Raw genomic sequence first — 19,339 nt, 5'->3', positions numbered from 1 at the left:
CGGCGATGGGCGATCGGTTGCTCGAAATGCTTGCGAGGCGCAAGTCCTGGCTGGACAGGGCGGCGCTCGGGCTGCTCATCTTTCTCGCAACGCTGATCGCCGGTCTCATGGGCGGCGCCAGCGCGCGGGAGGTGGAGAAGGTGCGTGTCGCCGCTTTCAACGCCTATCTGCTGTCGCCGATCTTCAAATGCGCCAACCCGAATTTCGTCGGCCGCCTGGCGCAGATCCACGGGCCGGACCGAGAAGCAGACCGGCACCTCACCGGCTTGCGCGAGTTTCGACGACGACCACTACCGGCTGAACTATGAGATCACGATGCGCAAGAACAAGCCAGTGACGGCAGCGCCGTGAAGGTGGCAGCGAAACGGGCGGAGAGGGGGCCTTCGTAGCGCGTTCCCTCTCTCCGCTTCGGCTTTGCCGGGTCGCCCCTCCTCACCTCGGGGAGGTGAAGGAATTCCGGTAGCCCGCCAACGCCTCAGTTCGCGCCGCCGAGCTGCTTCGTCGGCTGTTTCTGCCCCCCACACACTTCCCGCACCACCCCGCGCAGCCAGCGATGGGCGGGGTCGGCGTCGAGGCGGGGGTGCCATAGCAGCGAGATGGTCAGCGGGGCGAGCTTCACCGGCAGCGCGAAGGTGAGCAGGCTCTCGCGCAGCTTGCCCGTGTAGCGCTCAGGCACGGTGGCGATGAGGTCGGAGCCGTGCGCCAGCGCGAGCGCTTCCGAAAAACCGCCGACCACGGTCGCGATCGTCCGTGTCAGCCCGGCGAGATCCAGCGCGTCGTCCACCGGCCCGCGGTCGAGGCCGCGGCGCGAAATCAGTATGTGCCGGCCGGCGGCGAAACGGGTGGCCGTGATCTTGCCCTCGCACAAGGGATGACCCATGCGGACCACGCCGACGAAACGGTCGCGGAACAGCGCCTGCGCCCGCACCTCCGGCCCGGTCGAACCGCCGACCACGCCGGTCTCGAGGTCGACGCTGCCCTCGCGCATCGGCGCGCTGTCCTTGTCGGGCTTCGGCACGAAGCGCAACTGCACGCTGGGCGCCTCCTCGGCGACGCGCGCAAGCAGGGCAGGGCCGAAATTCTCGACGAAACCGTCGCTGTTGCGCAGCGTGAAACAGCGCGCGAGGCGTTTCAGGTCGAGCCGCTCGGCGGGCCTCAGCACGGCTTCCGCTTCCTTCACCAGCCGACCGACGTCGATGCTGAGCTCGATGGCGCGCGGCGTCGGCACCAGGCCGCGCCCGGCGCGCACCAGCAGCGGATCGCCAGTTGCCTCGCGTAGGCGCGCCAAGGCACGGCTCATCGCCGAGGGGCTGAGCTTCAGCCGCCGCGCAGCCCTTGCCACGCTGCCTTCGGCGAGCAGCACATCCAGCGTGACGAGCAGGTTGAGATCGGGGCGCGACATGGCGCGACCATAGCACGGTTCCGTCAAGATGACATGGCGCTCCATACACGAATACAATGCAAATGCTGCGCCTTCCGCCATGTCACTAGCGCGCTTATCTTCCCGGCAAATTTTACACCAGCCGGAGAAGAGCCATGGCCGACATTGCAGATCCACGCGCCGTACAAGCGAGCCGCTCGGCAACCGGCGCGCTGGCCAGCCTGTCGCTTGCGATGCTCTTGTCCTCGCTCAGCACCAGCATCGCCAATGTCGCGCTGCCGATGCTGAGCACCGCCTTCGCAGCGTCCTTCCCGGCGGTGCAGTGGGTGGTGCTCGCCTATCTGCTTGCCATCACCTCGATGATCGTCAGCGTCGGTCGGCTGGGCGATCTCGTCGGCCGCCGGCCGCTGCTCACCGCCGGCCTGGCGCTGTTCAGCGCCGCCTCGCTGGCGGCCGCGCTCGCGCCGACCCTGCCGCTGCTGATCGCGGCACGCGCCGCGCAAGGCCTGGGCGCCGCGGTGATGATGGCGTTGACCATTGCCTTCGTCGGCGAGACGGTGCCGAAGGACCGCATCGGCAGCGCCATGGGCCTGCTCGGCACCATGTCGGCGGTTGGCACCGCGCTCGGGCCGTCGCTCGGCGGTGTGCTCATCGCCGCTCTCGGCTGGCGCTCGATCTTCCTCGTCAATGCTACGCTTGGTGTCGCGGCCATGCTCGCCGCCCGGCGCTTCCTGCCCGCGGGCGAGACGAGGGGAGATCGCAGCGCGATGAGGGGACGCTTCGACGTGCCAGGCACGATCCTGCTGGCGCTGACGCTCGCCGCCTACGCGCTGGCGATGACGACGGGGCGCGGCCGTTTCGGCGGCATGAACGCCGCGCTGCTTGGCATGGCCGCTCTCGGCGCCGGTCTGTTCCTCTACGCCGAGGGCAAGGTGACCTCGCCTCTGGTCAAGCTCGCGTTGTTCCGCGACCCGGCGCTGGCGCCGAGCCTCGCCGCGAATGTGCTGGTCTCCACCGTGATGATGGCGACGCTTATCGTCGGGCCCTTCTTCCTGTCGCGCGCGCTCGGCTTGAGCGAAGCGCTGGTCGGTGCCGTCCTGTCGATCGGTCCGGTCGTCTCGGCGCCGTGCGGCGTCGTCGCCGGCCGCGCCGTCGACCGGTTGGGTGCATCCTCGATGGTTGTCGCCGGATTGGCGATGATGGTCGTCGGCTGCGCTGCGCTCTCTCTGCTGCCGGCGCTGTTCGGTGTCGCCGGCTACACGGCGGCGATCGTCCTGCTGACGCCCGGCTACCAGCTCTTCCAGGCGGCGAACAACACCGCCGTCATGGCCGATGTCGACAGCAACGAGCGCGGCGTGGTGTCGGGCATGCTCAGCCTCTCGCGCAATCTCGGCCTCGTCACCGGCACGGCGGTGATGGGCGCGGTGTTTGCGTTCGCGGTGGGGGCGGGGAATATCGCAGGCGCCGCGCCGGAGGCGGTGGCAGGCGGGATGCGGGTTACTTTTGTGGTCGCGGCGGGGCTGGTGCTGGTGGCGGTTGTGGTTGCGATGGCCGGTGGTTGGCGAAAGCGTTGACGCGCTTAATCTCCCCCTTGTGGGGGAGATGCCTGGCAAGGCAGAGGGGGGCGCTGTCCCGCCGCCCTGTCCGTTTTGTCACACATAAGATTACGGAAGGGCGAGTTCCTTCGCGCCCCCCTCTGTCCTGCCGGACATCTCCCCCACAAGGGGGGAGATTGGCAGCGTCGGCGCCGCGCCCCACTGACCGCCCAATGTAACCCATCGCACAGTCCTGACGCCCGTTCTGTCGTAGTCGGCAAACGTGACTTCCGCATTTTAGCTGTTTTTGATATGGCGGTGCGGTCTTCTCTCGCTGCGCCGATGAGGAGCCAGGGGGTATATGGCAACCGAAGGGTGCTCGGCCGCATGATCGACAGTCCGCAAGCCGGGCTGCTGGACCTTTGCGTGCTCGGCGATTTCCAGGTGGCCCGCGGTGGCGAACTCATCGACCTGCCGCCGTCGCGCAAGACGAGAGCCTTGCTCGCTTATCTCGCCGTCACCGGCAAGGCGCACCAGCGCGAGCGGCTTTGCGAGATCTTCTGGGACATTCCTGACGATCCGCGCGGCGCTTTGCGCTGGAGCCTGTCCAAGATCCGCCAGGTGCTGGGCGACGACGAATCCGCTTTGGTCGCCGACCGCAACACGGTCTCGCTCAAGGTCGGAACGGACTATGCCCGGCTGCTGCCGCTGGTGAGGGGCGACCTTTCCTCTTGGTCGACGGAAGAACTGGAGGCCGTCGCCGCTTCGATCCGCGGCGATTTCCTCGCCGATCTCTCGCTCGAGCGCTGCTTCGAATACGAGGCCTGGCGCGCGGGCGTCGCCAGCGAGGTCGAGATCGTCGAGCTCGGCATATTGCGCGAGCTGGTCGAGCGCCTGGCCGGCGAGCCCAGGCGCGCGCTGCCGCTTGCCCGGCGCCTGCGCCGCCTGCTGCCGGAGGATATCGGCCTGGCGGAAGAGATCGAGGCGCTGGAGGAGAAGGTAAGGTTTGCTGCCGCCCAGCCCACGACACGCTCTGGGCCACCCGGCGCGACCGGCGTGGCGAAGGCGCAATCGCCTCCGCCCGCAAAGAGCCCGACGGCCACGCAGGACCCTGGCCGAGCCATCCACTTCTGCCGGGCTCTCGACGGCACAAGGCTTGCTTTCGCCAAGACCGGCAGCGGCCCGGCCATCCTTCGTGCCGCGCATTGGATGTCGCATCTCACCTTCGACTGGGACAGCCCGATCTGGCGGCACTGGATGTCGGAACTGTCGCGCGAGAACCAACTGGTGCGCTACGACGAGCGCTGCAACGGACTATCGCAGCGCCATGTGGTCGACGTCTCGTTCGACACCATGGTGTCGGACCTCGAATGCGTGGTCGAGGCGGCAGGGCTCGATCGCTTCACGCTTCTCGGCCTCTCGCAGAGCTGCGCGGTTTCGATCGCCTATGCCATTCGCCATCCCGAGAAGGTCTCGGGAATGATCCTCTACGGCGGCTATGTCAAAGGCTGGCGGGCGCGCGGCGACGCCGGCGAGATCGCGACGCGCGAGGCCGTGGCGACGCTGATGCGCGAGAGCTGGGGCAAGTCGAATCCGATGTTCCGCCAGGCCTTCTGCTCGATGTTCATCCCCGGCGCTACGCACGAACATTTCGCCTGGATGGACGATTTGATGCTGCGCACCGTGTCGCCGGACGACGCCTGGCGCCTGCAAAGCGCGTTCTCCGTGATCGACGTCAGCGATCTGCTTGAAAAGGTGCGGGTGCCGACCCTGGTGCTGCATGCGCGGGAAGACAACGTGGCCCCGGTCGAATCCGGGCGCACCATGGCGGCTGGTATTCCCGGGGCGCGCTTCTTCGAGCTGGAAAGCGAAAACCACATCCTGCTCGAAGGCGAGCCGGCTTTCGACGAGTTCATCGCCCATGTCCGGGCCTTCGTCGCCGAGACGGCGGGATCGTAAGGCCTGCGGGCGAGATTATCTGGACGCCCGTGATCGCTTCTGGCCTTTAGATCTGGTGGGCTTCCCGAAAGTATGTGGCATCAAACCGGCGACGCATTCAGTCCTTGGCCAGCGGCACGGTGAACACCGTCGCGGTGCCGGTCAGGCAAATCTCGCCCGCTTCGTTGCGCACCGATGTCTCCAGCTTGGTGATCGGTTTGTCGGCACGCACTTCCTTGACCTCGACGCGACCGGTGATCAACTCGCCGACGCCGACCGCCTTGACGAATTTCCATGAGACTTCGAGGAACACCGAACCCGGGCCGGGAAGATCCTCCGCCACCACCGCGTTCAGGATGCCGGAGGTGACGCCGCCCTGCACGATCAGCTTGCCGAACACCGAAGCTTCGGCGAGCCGCTTGTCGTAGTGCAGCGGGTTGCGGTCGCCGGTCATGTCCGCGAACGCGTCGATATCCTGCGGTTGCGTGCGCCGCGAACGCTCGGCGACGGCGCCCACCCGCGGCCGTCCCTTGATGACGCCGATCCACCCGTCCTTCATCAGATGCACAGTCATGGTCTTGCTCCCATTCGGTTGCGATAATGGTTCGAGGCGCCGGGATTTGAGACGCCGGCCGGGGCCCGCGGCTCGTCCTGGTTGGCCGGTGCCCGGTAGGTCGGCCGCCCCATGGTGGGCGAGGCATAGCGGTCCGGCATCGGCTGTCCGGCGAGCGTCTGGACCTCGGCCTTCATGACGGCGCTGAAGCGGCGATGCCGCTCGCCGATATCGGCGAGCGTCCAGTCGAAACCGGCAATGGCGTCCGTGGTGTCGAGGACCTGGTTGGCGAAGAGGTCGCGCTCCTGCTGCCAGGCAGCGAAGGCCGCTGCCGAGCCGTCGAGGACTGCGTGCGCCAGGCTCGCCGCATCGCGCAGCGCATCGGAAATACCGTGCGAGGTGATCGGGTCGCGGAAGAAGCCGGCGTCGCCGACCAGTGCCCAGCCCGGGCCATAGGCCTGGCGGATGTAGCCCGGCACGCCGCGGAACGCTTGCAGGCGGGCGTCCTCCGGCGCGCGGCTCGCCTGCTCGGCAAGCGCCGGCGAAAGCGCTTCCAGCACCTCCGTGCGGGCGCGCGCATGGCAGAGGCGGAAGCGCTGGTCGAACAGTTTTGTCGGCACCGAAGCGACGATGCAGGCAAGCCCGTCATTGGTGGGAATGAGGGAGCCGGCGATGCCGTCGCGAAAATACCAATGGTAGCCGGCGCCGGGATCGACGGGCGCGTAGCCATAGACATGAGCGGCCGACACGGCGCCGCTTCTAAGCAGCTGCGCGTCGCAGCATTTCGCCACCAGCGAGCCGATGCCGTCGGCGCCGACCACGATGTCGGCGCTCACCCGCAAGGCGGCGCGGCCGGCACCACGGATCTCGACGCCGCGCACGCGCCCACGCGTGTCGGCAAAGAGGTCGCCGACCGCCATGTCATGCAGGACCTCCGTGCCGGCCTTGCGCGCAGCGTCGACGAGCATGCGGTCGAGCACGGTGCGCCGCGGCGCGATCAGCCCGGGAAGATCCGGCCCGGCATTGAGCGGGATGGTGATCTCCTCGTCGCCATAGTGGAAGGTTGTCGCCTCGACGATTGGCGTGCCGCCCTCGAGCAGCGGCTCGAGCAGGCCCCAGCGCGAAAGCTGCAGCACGGCGGGCCGCATCAGCGCATGCGTCGAAAGCGCGTCGGAGCCATAAGGCCTGCGATCGATTGCAAGCACTTTCAGGCCGGCGCGGGCGAGCAGCAAGGCCGTCGAGGCGCCGGCGCAGCGCGCGCCGACGATGACGGCATCGTAATGGGCGCGCTTGGGTGTAGGCCGAAGGGAAATCGCGGTCGTTGGCATCGTCATTGTCCTCAGCCTCAGGCGGCTTGCCGGCCGTTGCGGTCGAGATAGCGGGAGATCTCGGTGGCGATCGCCTGCGCGTCCGCGCCGACGCCCCCGATGAAATTGGAATCGCGCTTGCGCAAGAAGCGGAAGCCGAGCGCGTAGAGCCCGGGCACGCTGGTGACGCCGCCCTGATGCGCGAGCTCACCGTCGCCGCCGAGCGCCAGCGGTTCCAGCCAGTCGAAGGATCGCGCATAGCCGGTCGCCCAGATGATCGTGCGGATCGATCCGTCGGTCAGCGAGAGCCGCTGTGGGCGGGCCGAAGGCACGGTTACTGGCTCGCGGCGCGTCGGCCGCTCGGCGCCGGCAAAGCGGTCGATCTCGGCGAGCAGGCGCGCCTGCTTGGCCTCCGCTGCCGCCACGCTCGCCACGAGATCGTCGGCGAAGGCGATCTCGCGATTGGCAAGTCCACGCACGCGACCGACCAGCTCGACGCCCAGCGCCTGCAGGGTGGCGAGGTCGACATCGGCCTTGTCCGGCCGCCCGGCGAGCTGCAGCGAAGGCTGGCGCCTGGCGCTCTCCGGATTGGCGAGACCTTGCGGGCGCTGCGCCATGAAGCCCATCTGGCAGAGCCAGAAGAAGATGTCCTTGCCGCGCCACAGCCTCGGCAGGCGTGTATGCTTGCCGACCGATAGCGTCACGCGCCGGCCGGCCCGCGCCAGCTCGTCGGCGATCTGCACGCCGGAGGAGGAGGCGCCGACGATCAGTACCCCGCCGGGGGGCAATTCGCCGGGGGAACGATATCGCGAAGCGTGGATGCTCAGCGCCGCGCCCACGTTCTCGGACGCCCCCATAATCTTGGACCCAAAGGGGATCGCTGGCCGGTCGCAATGGCCCGTGGCCACCACGACGGCTTTGGCCGACCAAGCGCTAGCGCTGGTGTCGAGCACGAAGCCGTTGCCGGTTCGCCTGCAGGAAAGAACCTCGACGCTGCATTCGATGGGTGCCTGCCAGCGCCCCGCATAGGCCTCCAGGGTCTCGACAAAGGCGGCCTTGCCCATGAAGCCGCCGGGATCGCCGCCTGCATAGGGCGAACCGGGCAGCGCATTCAGCCAGTTCGGCGTCAGGAGCCGGAGCGAGCGCCAGCTCTGCGACCGCCAGCGTTCGCCGATGCGGCCGCGCTCGATCACGGCATGCTCGATATCGGCTTGGCCGAGGCAATGGCTGAGCGCAAGGCCGGCCTGGCCCGCGCCGACGATGACGACGTCAGCCCGTTTCATGGTTCTTTCCGATGGCGTTGAGGGAGACGGCCTTGTGCGAACCGTCTCCCATCGGGTCATTGGAGTGTCGGCGTCACTGGATGGTCTTGATCCCGACCGTGACCGGCACGCCCTTGGTCAGCACGTCGAAGACGGCCGAGCGGGCGCGGGCCTGTTCGACGAGCTGGGTGAGCTTCTCGGCCGGCGCGTCGCCTTCGACCTCGAACGATACCTGGATGTTCTGGAAGCCGTTGCGCACTTCGTCGGAGATGCCGAGGATGCCGCGCAGGTCGATGTCGCCGTCGACAGAGCACTTGACCCGGGTGAGCTTGATGCCGCGCGCGGCGGCAATGTTGGCGACGCCCGACATCAGGCAGCTCGCCAGCGCATGCAGCAGCCATTCGACCGGGGTCGGCGCATTGTCGGCGCCGCACAGGATCGCCGGATGGTCGCTGTCGGCGTAATAGGGCTTCTCATGCTTCTGCTCCTGGCCGGCACCGTAAAAGCCATGCATGACGCTCTTGCTATGCGTGCCCTCGATCCATTCGTTGTGGGCGCGAAACTGGAACTTCGCCAGCTCCGGCTGGCCCGCCACGAAATTGATCGTCGCCATGAGGTTCGGCGTGTCGACGCCGTTGAGCGGAAGTCTTGCGGGCTTGGTGTTGGCAGGTTTGGTGTTGGGTTGCATTTTCTCTACTCCCAGGATTGTTTGCGGCTTGGTTGCCGTGACGCTTTTCTTTGGCGGAAGAGCGTGTGAACGAGAGTGGGTGCGAGCGTGGAATTTTTGGTACGCGCACCGTGGAAATTGCATCGGACGTTTCGTTCGCACGTGCGCCCGCGGCCGGAATCCAACGCCGGGCGGGCCGGTCGACGGGGCAGGGCCAAACGCGAAAACCCCGGCGATACCGGGGCTTTTGATCGGCCTTCAAGCTGTTCCGGCCGCCGAAGCGACCCATGCTTCAGTCGCTCATCCCATCCGTGTCGGAGGGCGCAAGGCGGATCGAGGTGCAGTACTCGATCTGCGAGCGGCTGATGCCGAGATCCTTGAGCAGATGGTCCGGCATCGCCTGCAGCGCGGCGCGTTCGCTGCGCATCTTCATGGCGCGATAGGCCAGGCGCACGGCGCGGCCGACGAAGCCGAACAGGCTGAAGTCGGCGCTGCGGGTTTCATTGGTTGTTCGAGCTAAAGTCGTCATTGTCGTCTCCATTGTTCGTTGGCGCGGTCAATGGGGACGGTGAGGCATGAGCGAGGGAGCGAGCGTTGGAGCCCGCGTCGAAATTGCCGTGGAATCGTGAGGGGCAGATAATCTCCCCCTCGAGGAGGGAGATCAGCAGCTCATTGGACTTCGCCCGGCACAACCCCATATTGAATCCAAGGAGCTTTGAGCGTGAAACTCGCGCGGGTGGCCCTTCTGGCAGCGGTCTTCGTGGCCGCCCTTCTTTTTCCCTTCTCCTCGGCCGGAACGGCGGCGGAGAGGGTTGCTGTCAGCATCGCGATCGACGGCGCCATCGGCCCTGCGAGCTCGCGCCAGTTGAAGGAGGCGCTCAAGGCCGCGACCGAGCGCAACGCGGAGGTCCTCATCCTTCAGCTCGACACGCCGGGCGGCCTGGTCACCTCGATGCGTGAGATGATCGCCGATATCCTGGCCTCCCCGGTTCCCGTCATCGGCTACGTCGCGCCGGCCGGCGGCCATGCGGCCAGTGCCGGAACCTATATCCTCTACTCCACCCATGTCGCGGCGATGGCCCCCGGCACCAATCTGGGGGCCGCGACGCCGGTCGAGATCGGCGGGCTGCCCTCGCTTCCCGGCGGAGAGAAGGACAACAAGAGCACCGGGCAGCCATCCGCCGACCCAATGATGGCCAAGGTGACCAATGACGCGGTGGCGCTCATCCGCTCGCTCGCCGAGATGCGCGGGCGCAATGGCGACTGGGGCGAGAAGGCCGTGCGCGAGGCGGCGAGCCTTCCGGCAAGTGCTGCGCTGCAGCAACATGTCATCGACTTCGTCGCCCGCGACACGACCGAGCTGCTGCAACTGGCAGACGGCCGCACCGTCGACGTGGCCGGCAAGAAGAAGGTTCTGGCGACGAAGGGCCTGACCGTCGAGACGCTGGATCCCGGCTGGTTCATCCGGCTTCTCTCCGTCATCACCGATCCGAACGTCGCCGTCCTCCTGATGCTGCTCGGCTTCTATGGCCTCGTCTTCGAGGTCACGAGCCCCGGCGCGGTGGCGCCGGGCGTCATCGGCGCCATCTGTCTCGTGCTCGCCCTCTATGCGCTCGATCTGCTGCCGATCAACTATACCGGCCTCGCCCTGATGCTGCTCGGCGTCGCCTTTCTCATCATCGAGGCCTTCAATCCGACGGTCTTGCTGGGGCTGGGCGGCGCGACCGCCTTCCTGCTCGGCGCAGCCATGCTGCTCAAGGTCGAGGGGCCGGGCTTCGCCATATCGTGGGCGATCATCGGTCCTGCCGCGGCGCTGACGCTGGGACTCGCGCTGTTTGCCGGCAGCTACCTCTGGGCGGCGCGGCGCAATCCGCCGCGCATCGGCGGCGATGCGATGCGCGGCCTCCCCGTGGAGATCCTCGACTGGCAAGGCGGCGAGGGCCATGTGCTGGCGCTCGGCGAGCGCTGGCGGGCGAGAGCCGACGGGCCGATCGCGCCGGGGGATCGCGCGGAGGTGACCGCCGTCAGTGACCTGGTGCTGACGGTGCGGCGGCGCGGTGTCGGAAACGACGGGGCAGGAAAAACCGGGCGGGAATCTACGGGGGCAGGAAACGACGGAGCTAAACAATGACAGTCGCTTATGTCGGCTATCTGATCCTCGCGCTGCTGGTGATCATGTTCCTATCGGCGGCCATCCGTATCCTCAGGGAATATGAGCGCGGCGTGGTCTTCACGCTCGGCCGCTTCACCGGGGTCAAGGGGCCGGGCCTCATCCTGTTGGTGCCCTTCATCCAGCAGATGGTGCGCGTGGACCTGCGCGTGGTGGTTCAGGACGTGCCGCCGCAGGACGTCATCTCGCGTGACAACGTCTCGGTAAAAGTCAACGCGGTGCTCTATTTCCGTATCGTCGACGCCGAGCGGGCGATCATCCAGGTCGAGGATTTCATGACCGCCACCAACCAGCTGGCGCAGACCACGCTGCGCTCGGTGCTCGGCAAGCACGAGCTCGACGAGATGCTGGCCGAGCGCGACAGGCTCAACAGCGACATCCAGGAGATCCTCGACCAGCGCACCGATGCCTGGGGCATCAAGGTCTCCAATGTCGAGATCAAGCATGTCGACCTGAACGAGAGCATGATCCGCGCCATTGCCAAGCAGGCCGAAGCGGAGCGGCTGCGGCGCGCCAAGGTCATCAACGCCGACGGCGAGCAGCAGGCCGCGGCAAAGCTGGTCGAGGCCGGCAAGATGCTGGCCGAGGAACCGCAGGCCATGCAGCTGCGCTATTTCGAAGCCCTGCACGACGTGTCCGGCGAGCGCTCGACGACGGTGGTGTTCCCGGTGCCGATGGACCTGCTCAGCCATTTCGACAGGAAAAGGGAGACAAAGTGAGCCCACTGCCGCCTCCCATCAGGGCGACCGCTGCCGCCCCGTGCGTCCTCGCTGATCCGCCTTCGTTGTCAGAACTTGACGCTGAGATCGACCTTGGCTGCATTGTCGGCGGCGTGGGCGCCGAACTGGCCGGCGTAGGTGAGGCCAAGCGTCGCATTGGCCGACATCCGCAGCTCGATGCCCGCCTCCACCACCGCGCTGTCCTTGGCGATAGGCACGCCGCCGATGGCAAAAGCATCGCCGCCGGCGAAGGCGAATGTCGAAGTCGGCGCGACATCGCCAAAGGCGTGGCGCCAGCCGAGCGTGCCGCGTGCGGTCGCGCTTATGCCGCCAAGCGCGACGTTGGTCGAGGCGCGCAGCCCGAGCGTGGCGAAGGTGGCATTGGTGGTTGAGCCGGCGCTGGTCAGCGCCGCGGCGCCACCTTCCTCAGTGAAGCCGTCAGTCTGCACGCTGACATAGGCGAGATTGGCGAAGGGCTCGAAATGGAACCGGTTGGCATCAATCTTGTAGGCGAGTTCGCCGAACGCCTGCGCGGTGGCGGCGTCATAGTCAGCCGACAGTTGGTCGGCGAAGCCGTTGAAGGCAACCGATCGTTTTGTCGAGATGCCGCTCCAGCTGTAGGCGGCGCCGGTGCGGAAGGCTATGGCGCCCCAGTTGGTGCCGCCATAGAGGCCGAGATGGTAGTTGTCGCTGGCGCCGCTGGAACGGCGAGCGTCGGCGTCGAAGGACGAATGGCTGTAGCCGCCGATGAGGCCGACGCGCCAGTCGCCGACCAGCCTGTCGGCGCCGGCCAGGAGGCCGCCGGTCGAGCGATCGAAGGCGCTGGCATTGCCGTCGCTGCCGGTATGTCCCCAGGAGCCGAAGGCCTGGCCCCAGACGGCGAAACGGTCGGTGTCCGGGGCGACCAACTCCGGCTCACTCTCGCCATAGGCCATGACCGGCAATGCGGCTGCGCCGGCATCGCCGAACGCGGCGCTGATCCGTTTGGTGGCGGCGTCGCGGATGAAGCGGCTGTCCTCCAGTAACATCCCCTTGGCCGAGGCATGGATCTCGCCCGAGAGCTGGTCGAAAGCGTTCTGGGCGGCTGCAGCCGTCGGCAGCACCGCGATTGCGTCGTAGAGCGGATTGTCGGCCCCCAGGCTTTCGGCGCCACCGCCGGTGGCGATCTGGTTCGGCGTCAGGCCAACCTGAGCGAAGGTTTTTTGGATCACATCGAGATAGACATGATTGGCGTCATAGCTGTCGGCGAGGCCGAGGAAAGCCGTGCCGATATCGCCTGTGAGCGTATAGTTTCCGGCGACGCCACCGTCCGCTTGCAACACCGTATAATGCGTGCCCGCTACGTAAGGCGCGGCATCCGTCTTGACCACGTCGAGGACCGCTCCGGCGGCGATCGTCGCCGTTCCCGTCGCCTGGATCAGATCGGACTGGCCGGTCGAGGTCAGTTCGGCCTGGTAGACCGAACCCGCCGCCTGGTCGACATCGCCCGCGACATTGAGCGTGCCGATCGAATTGCCCGGCGCGATGATGCCGCCCGAATGAGCCACGATGCCGCCCACCGTGCCGTTGCCGCCCAGAACGCCGCCCGAGATCGTCACCAGCGAGTTGGCCAGCGAACCGTTCACGGCCAGCCGCCCGCCGGTGATGTTGGTCGCGCCGGTGAAGCCGCTCGAATCGGCAATGAGGTTCGTTGTGCCGGCGATCTGGTTGATCGTGCCGACTCCGCCGATCGCCGACGCGAAGATGTAGTTCGTGTCGGTGTGGTTGAAGTTGATCGTACCCGCGCCCGGTCCGAACTGGATGCTCGCCGCATTGAGTGTGCCTGCGGCCGTCGCCGGCGATCCGCTCGCCGCACCGATGTTCAGCGTGCCGACGGAGCCCGCCAGGACGGCGATGTTGACCGCGCCGCCGGCGGACGCCGCGCCGCCATTCGCAATCGTCAGCGTGCCTGTGCCACCGACACCGACATTGAGATCTCCGCTGCTGGTCCACGTCGAGCCGGGGCCGCTGACGCCGGCCAGACCGACGGACCCCGCATTACCGCCCAGATAGCCATCGGTGTTGGCCACCTTGCCGCCGTTCGAGACGATCAATGAGCCCGTACCACGATGACCGACAAAAAGGAGGCTGCTGCTGGTCCAGGTTGAACCCGCGCCGCTGACCATTGCCGTGCCCATGGAGCCGGCATCAAAGGCCAGATAGCCGGCGCTGCTGGTGACCGTACCGCCGTTCGAGATCGCCAGCGTGCCGGTGCCGTCTTCGCCGACATAGAGGGTTGAGTTGTTGGTCCAGGTCGCGCCGACGCCATCGACAAACGCCATGCCGGTCGAGCCCGCCTTCGCGCCAACAATCGCAGAGCCGTTGCTGACCGCGCCATGCGAGATCGCCAGCGTGCCCATGCCGTAATCGCCGACAAACAGATCCGCGCTGTTGGTCCAGGTCGAGCCGGCGTTGTCGACAATCACCATGCCGGTCGAGCCCGCCTGCGAGCCAATGAACCCAGTGCCGCTGCTGACCGTGCCGCCATGCGAGATCGCCACTGTGCCCGTGCCGGCATTGCCGACGAACAGGTCTGCGTTCGTCCAGGTCGAGCCGGCGCCGTCGACGAACACGAAGCCGGTCGAGCCCGCCGAGTTGCCGACATGGGCCGTGTCGTTGCTGATGGCGCCGCCATTGGTGACCGCCACGTTGGCGGCGCCGAAATTGCCGACATACAAATCCGCGCTGTTGCTCCAGGTCGAGCCGGCACCATCGACGAAGACGATGCCCGTCGAGCCCGCGAAGTCGCCGACATAGCCCAAGGCGTTGCTGACCGCGCCGCCGCCTGAGACCGTCAGCGCGCCCTGGCCCTGGTCGCCGATGAACAGGTCGGACGAGTTTGCCCAGGTCGAGCCCGCGCCGTTGACTGTCACCGTGCCGCTAGAACCCTCGGCGTAAGCCGCATAACCCACCGAACTGGTGACCACGCCGCCATTCGAAATCGTCAGCGCGCCAGTGCCGGCGTTGCCGACAGCGAGGGCTCCGTTCGTCCATGTCGAACCGGTACCATCGACAGTTGCTATGCCGACGGAACCAGCCAGGTTGCCTACAATGCCACTCAGATTGGTGACCTTGCCGCCGTTCGAGACGTTCAGCGCACCGGCGCCCCGATCGCCGACGAACAGGTGGGAAGAATTTGTCCAGATCGAACCCGCGCCATCGACGGTGACTGTACCCGAGGAGGCTGAATTTTTGGCAATTGTCCCTAGGCTGTCGGTCACCTTGCCGCCGGCGGAAACGATCATCGCGCCCGTGCCACTCTGCCCGACCGTCAAATCGCCGCTATTCGTCCATGTCGATCCCGTGCCGGAGACATTCACCGTGCCATGGGAGCCGGCATTCGCGGCGACGAGGCCGGTCACATCCGTTACGGTGGCACCGGTGAATATGTCCAGAAAGCCGGTGCCCTGATCGCCGACGGTCACCTGGGAACTGTTCGTCCACGTCGATCCCGCACCTGTCACCACAACGGTGCCGGATGCTGAGAAACCCCCACCGATATTGGCAAGATCGTCCGACAACAGGCCGCCATTTGAAACCGTCACCGAGGCTGTGCCGCCGAGACCGACATAGAGATTGCCCGTGCTGTTCCATTGCGACCCGGCGCCATCAACCGTGGCCGTACCCGAGGAGCCGGAAACGTAGCCGACATAACTATTGAGATCATTCACAACGCCGCCGCTGGCAACGTCCAGCGTACCGGTGCCGCCATATCCAACTATGAGATTGGCGAAAGTAGTCCATGAGGAGCCGGCACCCGTGACCGTTGCCGATGCATTGGCTGTTGCTGAATACGCCAGGGTTCCGTCTTGGCTGGTGAGAGTGCCGGCATTCGAAATGGTCAGATTGCCGGTTGAAGAAAAGCCATCGGCTATGGTGAGACCGGCGGCAAAAGCATTTCCGGCGTTGATGATGGTGGGGTTTATAACGACTGTGTTGATAGTGACATTATCGGCCGCGGTCGGCAGCGATCCGGGGTTCCAGTTTCCGGCGGCAAACCAGTCCGTGGAAATAGCGCCGGTCCAGGTCTCGGCTGCTGTGGCGGCGATTGGCTGGCCAAGACCGACCAGCGCGGTCGAAGTCAGCAGCAGATACTTCAATCCTGTCGCCTTGCGGCCTCCAAATCTATTCTGCGGCATTCAATCCCCTGACATGACAGTCGTTTCACCCTGAGGCTGACATGTCATTGGAACCCGGCTTTGTCTTGGGCAGGACCGCACTGGAATTGGACTGGAAAGCGATGCCATGCCTTTTCTGCGCGCTGTGATGGTTTGGCACCACCGAGCATTTTGCAGCCAAGCGGAATCGCTTGGCGTCGCAGAAATGCGGCTAAAACAAACAGATAGGGCGGGATTGATGGGAAACGGAATCGCGGCGCCTGGCCGGTCGCCGGAGGCGCCAGGACCTATCTGGCGCTCGTTGGCGTGTAGCCGAAGCGACGGCGGAAGCAGCGATTGAAATACGACACATCGCTGAATCCGCTCATCATCGCAATTTCGCTGACGCGCATGTCGTCATTGTGTCTCTGCGAGAGCATCTTGTGTGCTCTCTGCAAGCGCAGCTCGAGTACACGCTCGGAGAAGCTGATACCCGTCTCCTGAAGGATGTCGTGAACATAGCGCGCCGACAAACGGAGTTCTTTTGCGACGCCCTGCGCAGAGATACCAGGGGCGGCGAAATTGTCAGCGATCTTGGCCAGGACTGCCTGCAGCCTGGCGGCTCGCAGGCCGCGCAGTCCGGCCAATTCGGCAGCCTCACCTTTCGCGCCCGTCACCAGACCGATCAGATCGACGATCGTGTCCGTTACGTGTGTGATGAGATCGGCCGAGACGAGGGGGCGGCCGGTCTCAAGAAGCTGGCAATAACGTTTGAGAAGATCGAGAGCTTCGTTTTCGGCGCCGATCTTCAATGCCAGCCTGTCATCGATCTGCGGGAAGGCCTGTGTGAGGACGGCGCGTGGGACCACCACGTTCGCCCACACATTTCTGTCGGCACCGACCATTTTCAGTGCTTCCGATGCCGTGACCAGGACCGCTTCTCCCTTGCCGACACCGTACTCGCGGCCGACCTGTGCCCCGGTCAAGACGGTGTCGGCTTTGTTGATCAGCAGGAGATATCCGTCGTTGTCGTCGTCGGCGATGTTGCTCGCCTTCCTCGTTGCATGCCTGATCGTTCCGGACATCTGGCCAAGAACCAGTGATCCGACAGCCGTGGCTTCGATCGCTGCCTCGAAAGGCAGGGTCGCGGATATGCCGTATTCAACCGACCATATCTCCGCGACATGGATGTCTTGCCAGAGGGAAAATCGATCGCGTTCGCTAAGGTGCGAGGGCAACTGAGCCGATGAAAACACCGTCTTTCGCGACAATCGAACACCCCGAAAAATCTACGCTTCAAAAAATTATCGAACGCGATGCTTTCCAATCCGGGAATAACCGGCGACATTGATCGCTCGGCGTTCGACCGATCGCATTAGACCCTTATACGAGTTCAACCACGCGTGGCGTCACCCGAAAGTGTGACGCCGCAAAATCCTTCGAGGCGAGATCGGCGTCTTCGCACCTGAGCCGCTGTTCAACTTGTTGCTGTATTCATCTTTTTTCGCTCATCCCTCATGCGGGGGCAGGGCATGTCAGGGGGCGTGGTGGAGAGGCTGGACAGCGAAGTTCTTGGTTCCATTATCGGTGAAATCTATGATTGCGTCTTGAATCCGGAAGGCTGGGCCGGGGTGATGACCCGGATCACCGAAGCTGTCGACGCTGCCTATACCACGGTCGCGCTGGCCGGCACTGCTGACAATCACGGCCGTTTCGCGGCTCAATCAGCCTGGGATCCCGTGCAAATGCGCGCGCTCCAGGAGGATTATGACTTTGACGGAATTCCCGGACTGAAGGCGGCGGTCGTTGGCGACATCGACACGCCTGTTGCGACGCTGTCGCATATGAGCGAGGCCGAGCTCCGGCAAACGCCGTTCTTTCAGAATTGGGCCAAGCCGCAGGGATTGCGCGAGGCTTGCATCACCAAATTCGTTCACACGCCGGACCGGATTGGGCTCATGGGCTGCACCACGCGTGCCAACAGGGGTATCATAACCGTTGAAGAGCAGCGTTTCCTGGCATTGCTCTCGCCGCATCTGCGTCGCGCTTCCCTGATTGGGGATCTGCTCGATCAGACCCGCATCACCGCCAATCTCTATCGCGAGACGCTCGACCATCTCGCCGTGCCTGTTGTTCTTGCCAGCGCCGACGGAGCAATCCTCCATGCGAATGGGGCTGCCGACCGGATGTTTTCCGGGCAGGGTCCCATTCTTTCCAGGAACGGCCTGCTCCAGCCGCAGAATCCGGCGGTCGCCCGCGCTCTGGCGGAAGCAATAGCCGGCGCTGCGAGCGCAGATGCTTCGCTTGGCTCTCGCGGCATCGGGCTGCCCGTTTCAGCGCCAGGTCAACCGCCCGCCGTAGCCTATGTATTGCCGCTGACCGAAGGGACCGCGCGCGCGGCTTTCCGACCCGCCTGTGCCGCCGTCTTCGTTTCGACCACGACGTCCTCTTCCCCGCTCCCGGAGGCCGTTCTCACAACGCTGTTCGACCTTACTCCCGCGGAGGCCCGGGTCCTCCTGCGGATCGGCAGCGGATTGAGCGCGTCCAAGAGCGCCTTGTCGCTCGGTATCAGCGAAAACACCTTGAAAACCCACCTCAACCGCATCTTTGCCAAGACCGGCACGGGGCGCCAAGCCGATCTCGTCAAACTCATTTCGGACATAGGCATGCCTTTCGCGCCCGATTCGCGCTGAAGGAGCGAATCTCTCCACTTATTGAATCGGCAGCTTCAGCGGCTCGCCTTCGAAATGCGCCTGCGGAGAGCCGACAGCATGCCATCCGACCGGCATTGCGCGCCGATCGACTGAGGCTGAATGGCCACACCGACCGAGAAAGCGTTGCGGCGCTCTCCAGGACAATTCAGGTGCGGCTCAGCCCAAGACGCCGCTGGCGAACAATGCCAAACCTCGACGACACCCGGATCGCCGCCGAGCATTTCGCGGCTGGGGAAGCAACATTGGGTAGCAAATAGTGAAAACGGTTCTTCTCGCCACAGCCTTCATTCTCGCGCCTGTTGGCATGTCGTTCCGCGGCGGACATCAGTGAAACTTCGCCCGTTGCGGCCGCCTACGACTGGTCCGGCCTCTATGCCGGCGTTCACTTCGGTTACGTGGCCGGAAAATCCAATCTCTTCATCGCCGGCGCCGGCGTTGGGGGCACCGATGTTAACGTTCCCCTCGATCCGAGCGGTTTTATTGGCGGCGTCCATATCGGCGTCAACCAGGAATTGGCGAACCGCTTCGTGCTCGGTGCCGAGGCTGACCTTGCGTACAACAATGTAGATGGGTTGGGCACCTTCACCGGTGCCGGCGCGCTGCTCAAGAGCGAACTCAAGTGGTCGGGTTCGGCGCGGTTGCGGGCTGGCTATGCTTTCGATCGGATCTTGCCTTACATTACAGCAGGCGTGGACGCGGCCAAGTATGAGATGAGCGTGATCACCACCGGCCCCGGCGGTTCAATACCAATCCACGACGAAACCCATCTTGGCTGGACGGTTGGGGCTGGCGTTGAGCACGCCTTCACCGACAGGTGGATCGCTCGCGTCGAATATCGCTACTCCGACTTCGGCAAAAAAGATATCTCGATACCGCTTCTTGGTCCTGGCACGGTTGCGAACGTCGATCTCAAGACCCACGATGTACGGGCCGGCCTCAGCTACAAGTTCTGATACG

Annotated in this window: 15 protein-coding genes; 7 read left to right on the top strand and 8 right to left on the bottom strand. The window is 65.3% G+C overall.

The annotated features are described in order from the left end of the window. Positions 1-5 precede the first annotated feature (5 nt). Positions 6-308 carry a hypothetical protein gene (locus RFM40_RS28925; protein ID WP_320228625.1) on the top strand — a complete coding sequence of 101 codons (303 nt, stop codon included), beginning with the start codon at positions 6-8 and terminating at the stop codon, positions 306-308. Positions 309-475: 167 nt separating this feature from the next. On the opposite strand, the gene RFM40_RS28920 is transcribed toward RFM40_RS28925, so the two are convergent. After that, positions 476-1,402 carry a LysR family transcriptional regulator gene (locus RFM40_RS28920; RefSeq protein ID WP_320228690.1) on the bottom strand — a complete coding sequence of 309 codons (927 nt, stop codon included), beginning with the start codon at positions 1,400-1,402 and terminating at the stop codon, positions 476-478. A gap of 134 nt (positions 1,403-1,536) precedes the next feature. On the opposite strand from RFM40_RS28920, the gene RFM40_RS28915 reads away from it, so the two are divergent. Both RFM40_RS28915 and RFM40_RS28910 read left to right on the top strand, forming a co-directional pair. After that, on the top strand, positions 1,537-2,955 hold the full coding sequence (locus RFM40_RS28915; protein ID WP_320228626.1) for an MFS transporter: 1,419 nt from the start codon (positions 1,537-1,539) through the stop codon (positions 2,953-2,955). A 348-nt stretch (positions 2,956-3,303) separates the two neighbouring features. Further along, positions 3,304-4,875, top strand: a complete 1,572-nt coding sequence (locus RFM40_RS28910; RefSeq protein ID WP_320228627.1) for a bifunctional AfsR/SARP family transcriptional regulator/alpha/beta hydrolase — start codon at positions 3,304-3,306, stop codon at positions 4,873-4,875. A 97-nt stretch (positions 4,876-4,972) separates the two neighbouring features. Here RFM40_RS28910 and RFM40_RS28905 read toward each other — a convergent pair whose 3' ends face one another. The 5 genes from RFM40_RS28905 to RFM40_RS28885 all read right to left on the bottom strand — a co-directional run bounded on the left by RFM40_RS28905 (position 4,973) and on the right by RFM40_RS28885 (position 9,172). Beyond that, complete coding sequence (locus tag RFM40_RS28905) at positions 4,973-5,428, bottom strand: MaoC family dehydratase (protein ID WP_320228628.1); 456 nt, start codon at positions 5,426-5,428, stop codon at positions 4,973-4,975. Then, complete coding sequence (locus tag RFM40_RS28900) at positions 5,425-6,735, bottom strand: NAD(P)/FAD-dependent oxidoreductase (protein ID WP_320228629.1); 1,311 nt, start codon at positions 6,733-6,735, stop codon at positions 5,425-5,427. The genes RFM40_RS28905 and RFM40_RS28900 overlap by 4 nt, the downstream gene beginning before the upstream one ends. Before the next feature lie 17 nt (positions 6,736-6,752). Beyond that, the gene (locus tag RFM40_RS28895; protein WP_320278699.1) at positions 6,753-7,997 is read right to left on the bottom strand and encodes a flavin-containing monooxygenase; all 1,245 of its coding nucleotides are present in this window, start codon (positions 7,995-7,997) and stop codon (positions 6,753-6,755) included. 73 nt (positions 7,998-8,070) lie between these two features. Further along, on the bottom strand, positions 8,071-8,664 hold the full coding sequence (locus RFM40_RS28890) for an OsmC family protein (protein ID WP_320228631.1): 594 nt from the start codon (positions 8,662-8,664) through the stop codon (positions 8,071-8,073). 271 nt (positions 8,665-8,935) lie between these two features. Beyond that, the gene (locus tag RFM40_RS28885; RefSeq protein ID WP_320220230.1) at positions 8,936-9,172 is read right to left on the bottom strand and encodes a DUF1127 domain-containing protein; all 237 of its coding nucleotides are present in this window, start codon (positions 9,170-9,172) and stop codon (positions 8,936-8,938) included. Positions 9,173-9,364: 192 nt separating this feature from the next. Here RFM40_RS28885 and RFM40_RS28880 point away from each other — a divergent pair, with 192 nt between their 5' ends. Both RFM40_RS28880 and RFM40_RS28875 read left to right on the top strand, forming a co-directional pair. Further along, positions 9,365-10,774: an NfeD family protein gene (locus RFM40_RS28880; RefSeq protein ID WP_320228632.1), complete on the top strand. Its 1,410-nt coding sequence runs from the start codon at positions 9,365-9,367 to the stop codon at positions 10,772-10,774. Continuing rightward, on the top strand, positions 10,771-11,532 hold the full coding sequence (locus tag RFM40_RS28875; protein WP_320228633.1) for a slipin family protein: 762 nt from the start codon (positions 10,771-10,773) through the stop codon (positions 11,530-11,532). Before RFM40_RS28880 ends, RFM40_RS28875 begins: the two co-directional genes overlap by 4 nt. Positions 11,533-11,600: 68 nt before the next feature. Here RFM40_RS28875 and RFM40_RS28870 read toward each other — a convergent pair whose 3' ends face one another. Beyond that, positions 11,601-15,710: an autotransporter outer membrane beta-barrel domain-containing protein gene (locus RFM40_RS28870; RefSeq protein ID WP_320278698.1), complete on the bottom strand. Its 4,110-nt coding sequence runs from the start codon at positions 15,708-15,710 to the stop codon at positions 11,601-11,603. A 266-nt stretch (positions 15,711-15,976) separates the two neighbouring features. Continuing rightward, positions 15,977-16,939: an AraC family transcriptional regulator gene (locus RFM40_RS28865; RefSeq protein ID WP_320278697.1), complete on the bottom strand. Its 963-nt coding sequence runs from the start codon at positions 16,937-16,939 to the stop codon at positions 15,977-15,979. Between the two features lie 261 nt (positions 16,940-17,200). On the opposite strand from RFM40_RS28865, the gene RFM40_RS28860 reads away from it, so the two are divergent. Both RFM40_RS28860 and RFM40_RS28855 read left to right on the top strand, forming a co-directional pair. Then, on the top strand, positions 17,201-18,361 hold the full coding sequence (locus RFM40_RS28860; RefSeq protein ID WP_320228636.1) for a helix-turn-helix transcriptional regulator: 1,161 nt from the start codon (positions 17,201-17,203) through the stop codon (positions 18,359-18,361). A 320-nt stretch (positions 18,362-18,681) separates the two neighbouring features. Then, positions 18,682-19,335: an outer membrane protein gene (locus RFM40_RS28855; RefSeq protein WP_320228637.1), complete on the top strand. Its 654-nt coding sequence runs from the start codon at positions 18,682-18,684 to the stop codon at positions 19,333-19,335. The last annotated feature ends 4 nt before the right edge of the window (positions 19,336-19,339 follow it).

This window comes from Mesorhizobium captivum, assembly GCF_033977165.1.
Classification (GTDB): domain Bacteria; phylum Pseudomonadota; class Alphaproteobacteria; order Rhizobiales; family Rhizobiaceae; genus Mesorhizobium; species Mesorhizobium captivum.
The sequence above is the reverse complement of the archived record's forward strand: the minus strand, read 5'-3'. Positions and strand labels throughout refer to the sequence as shown.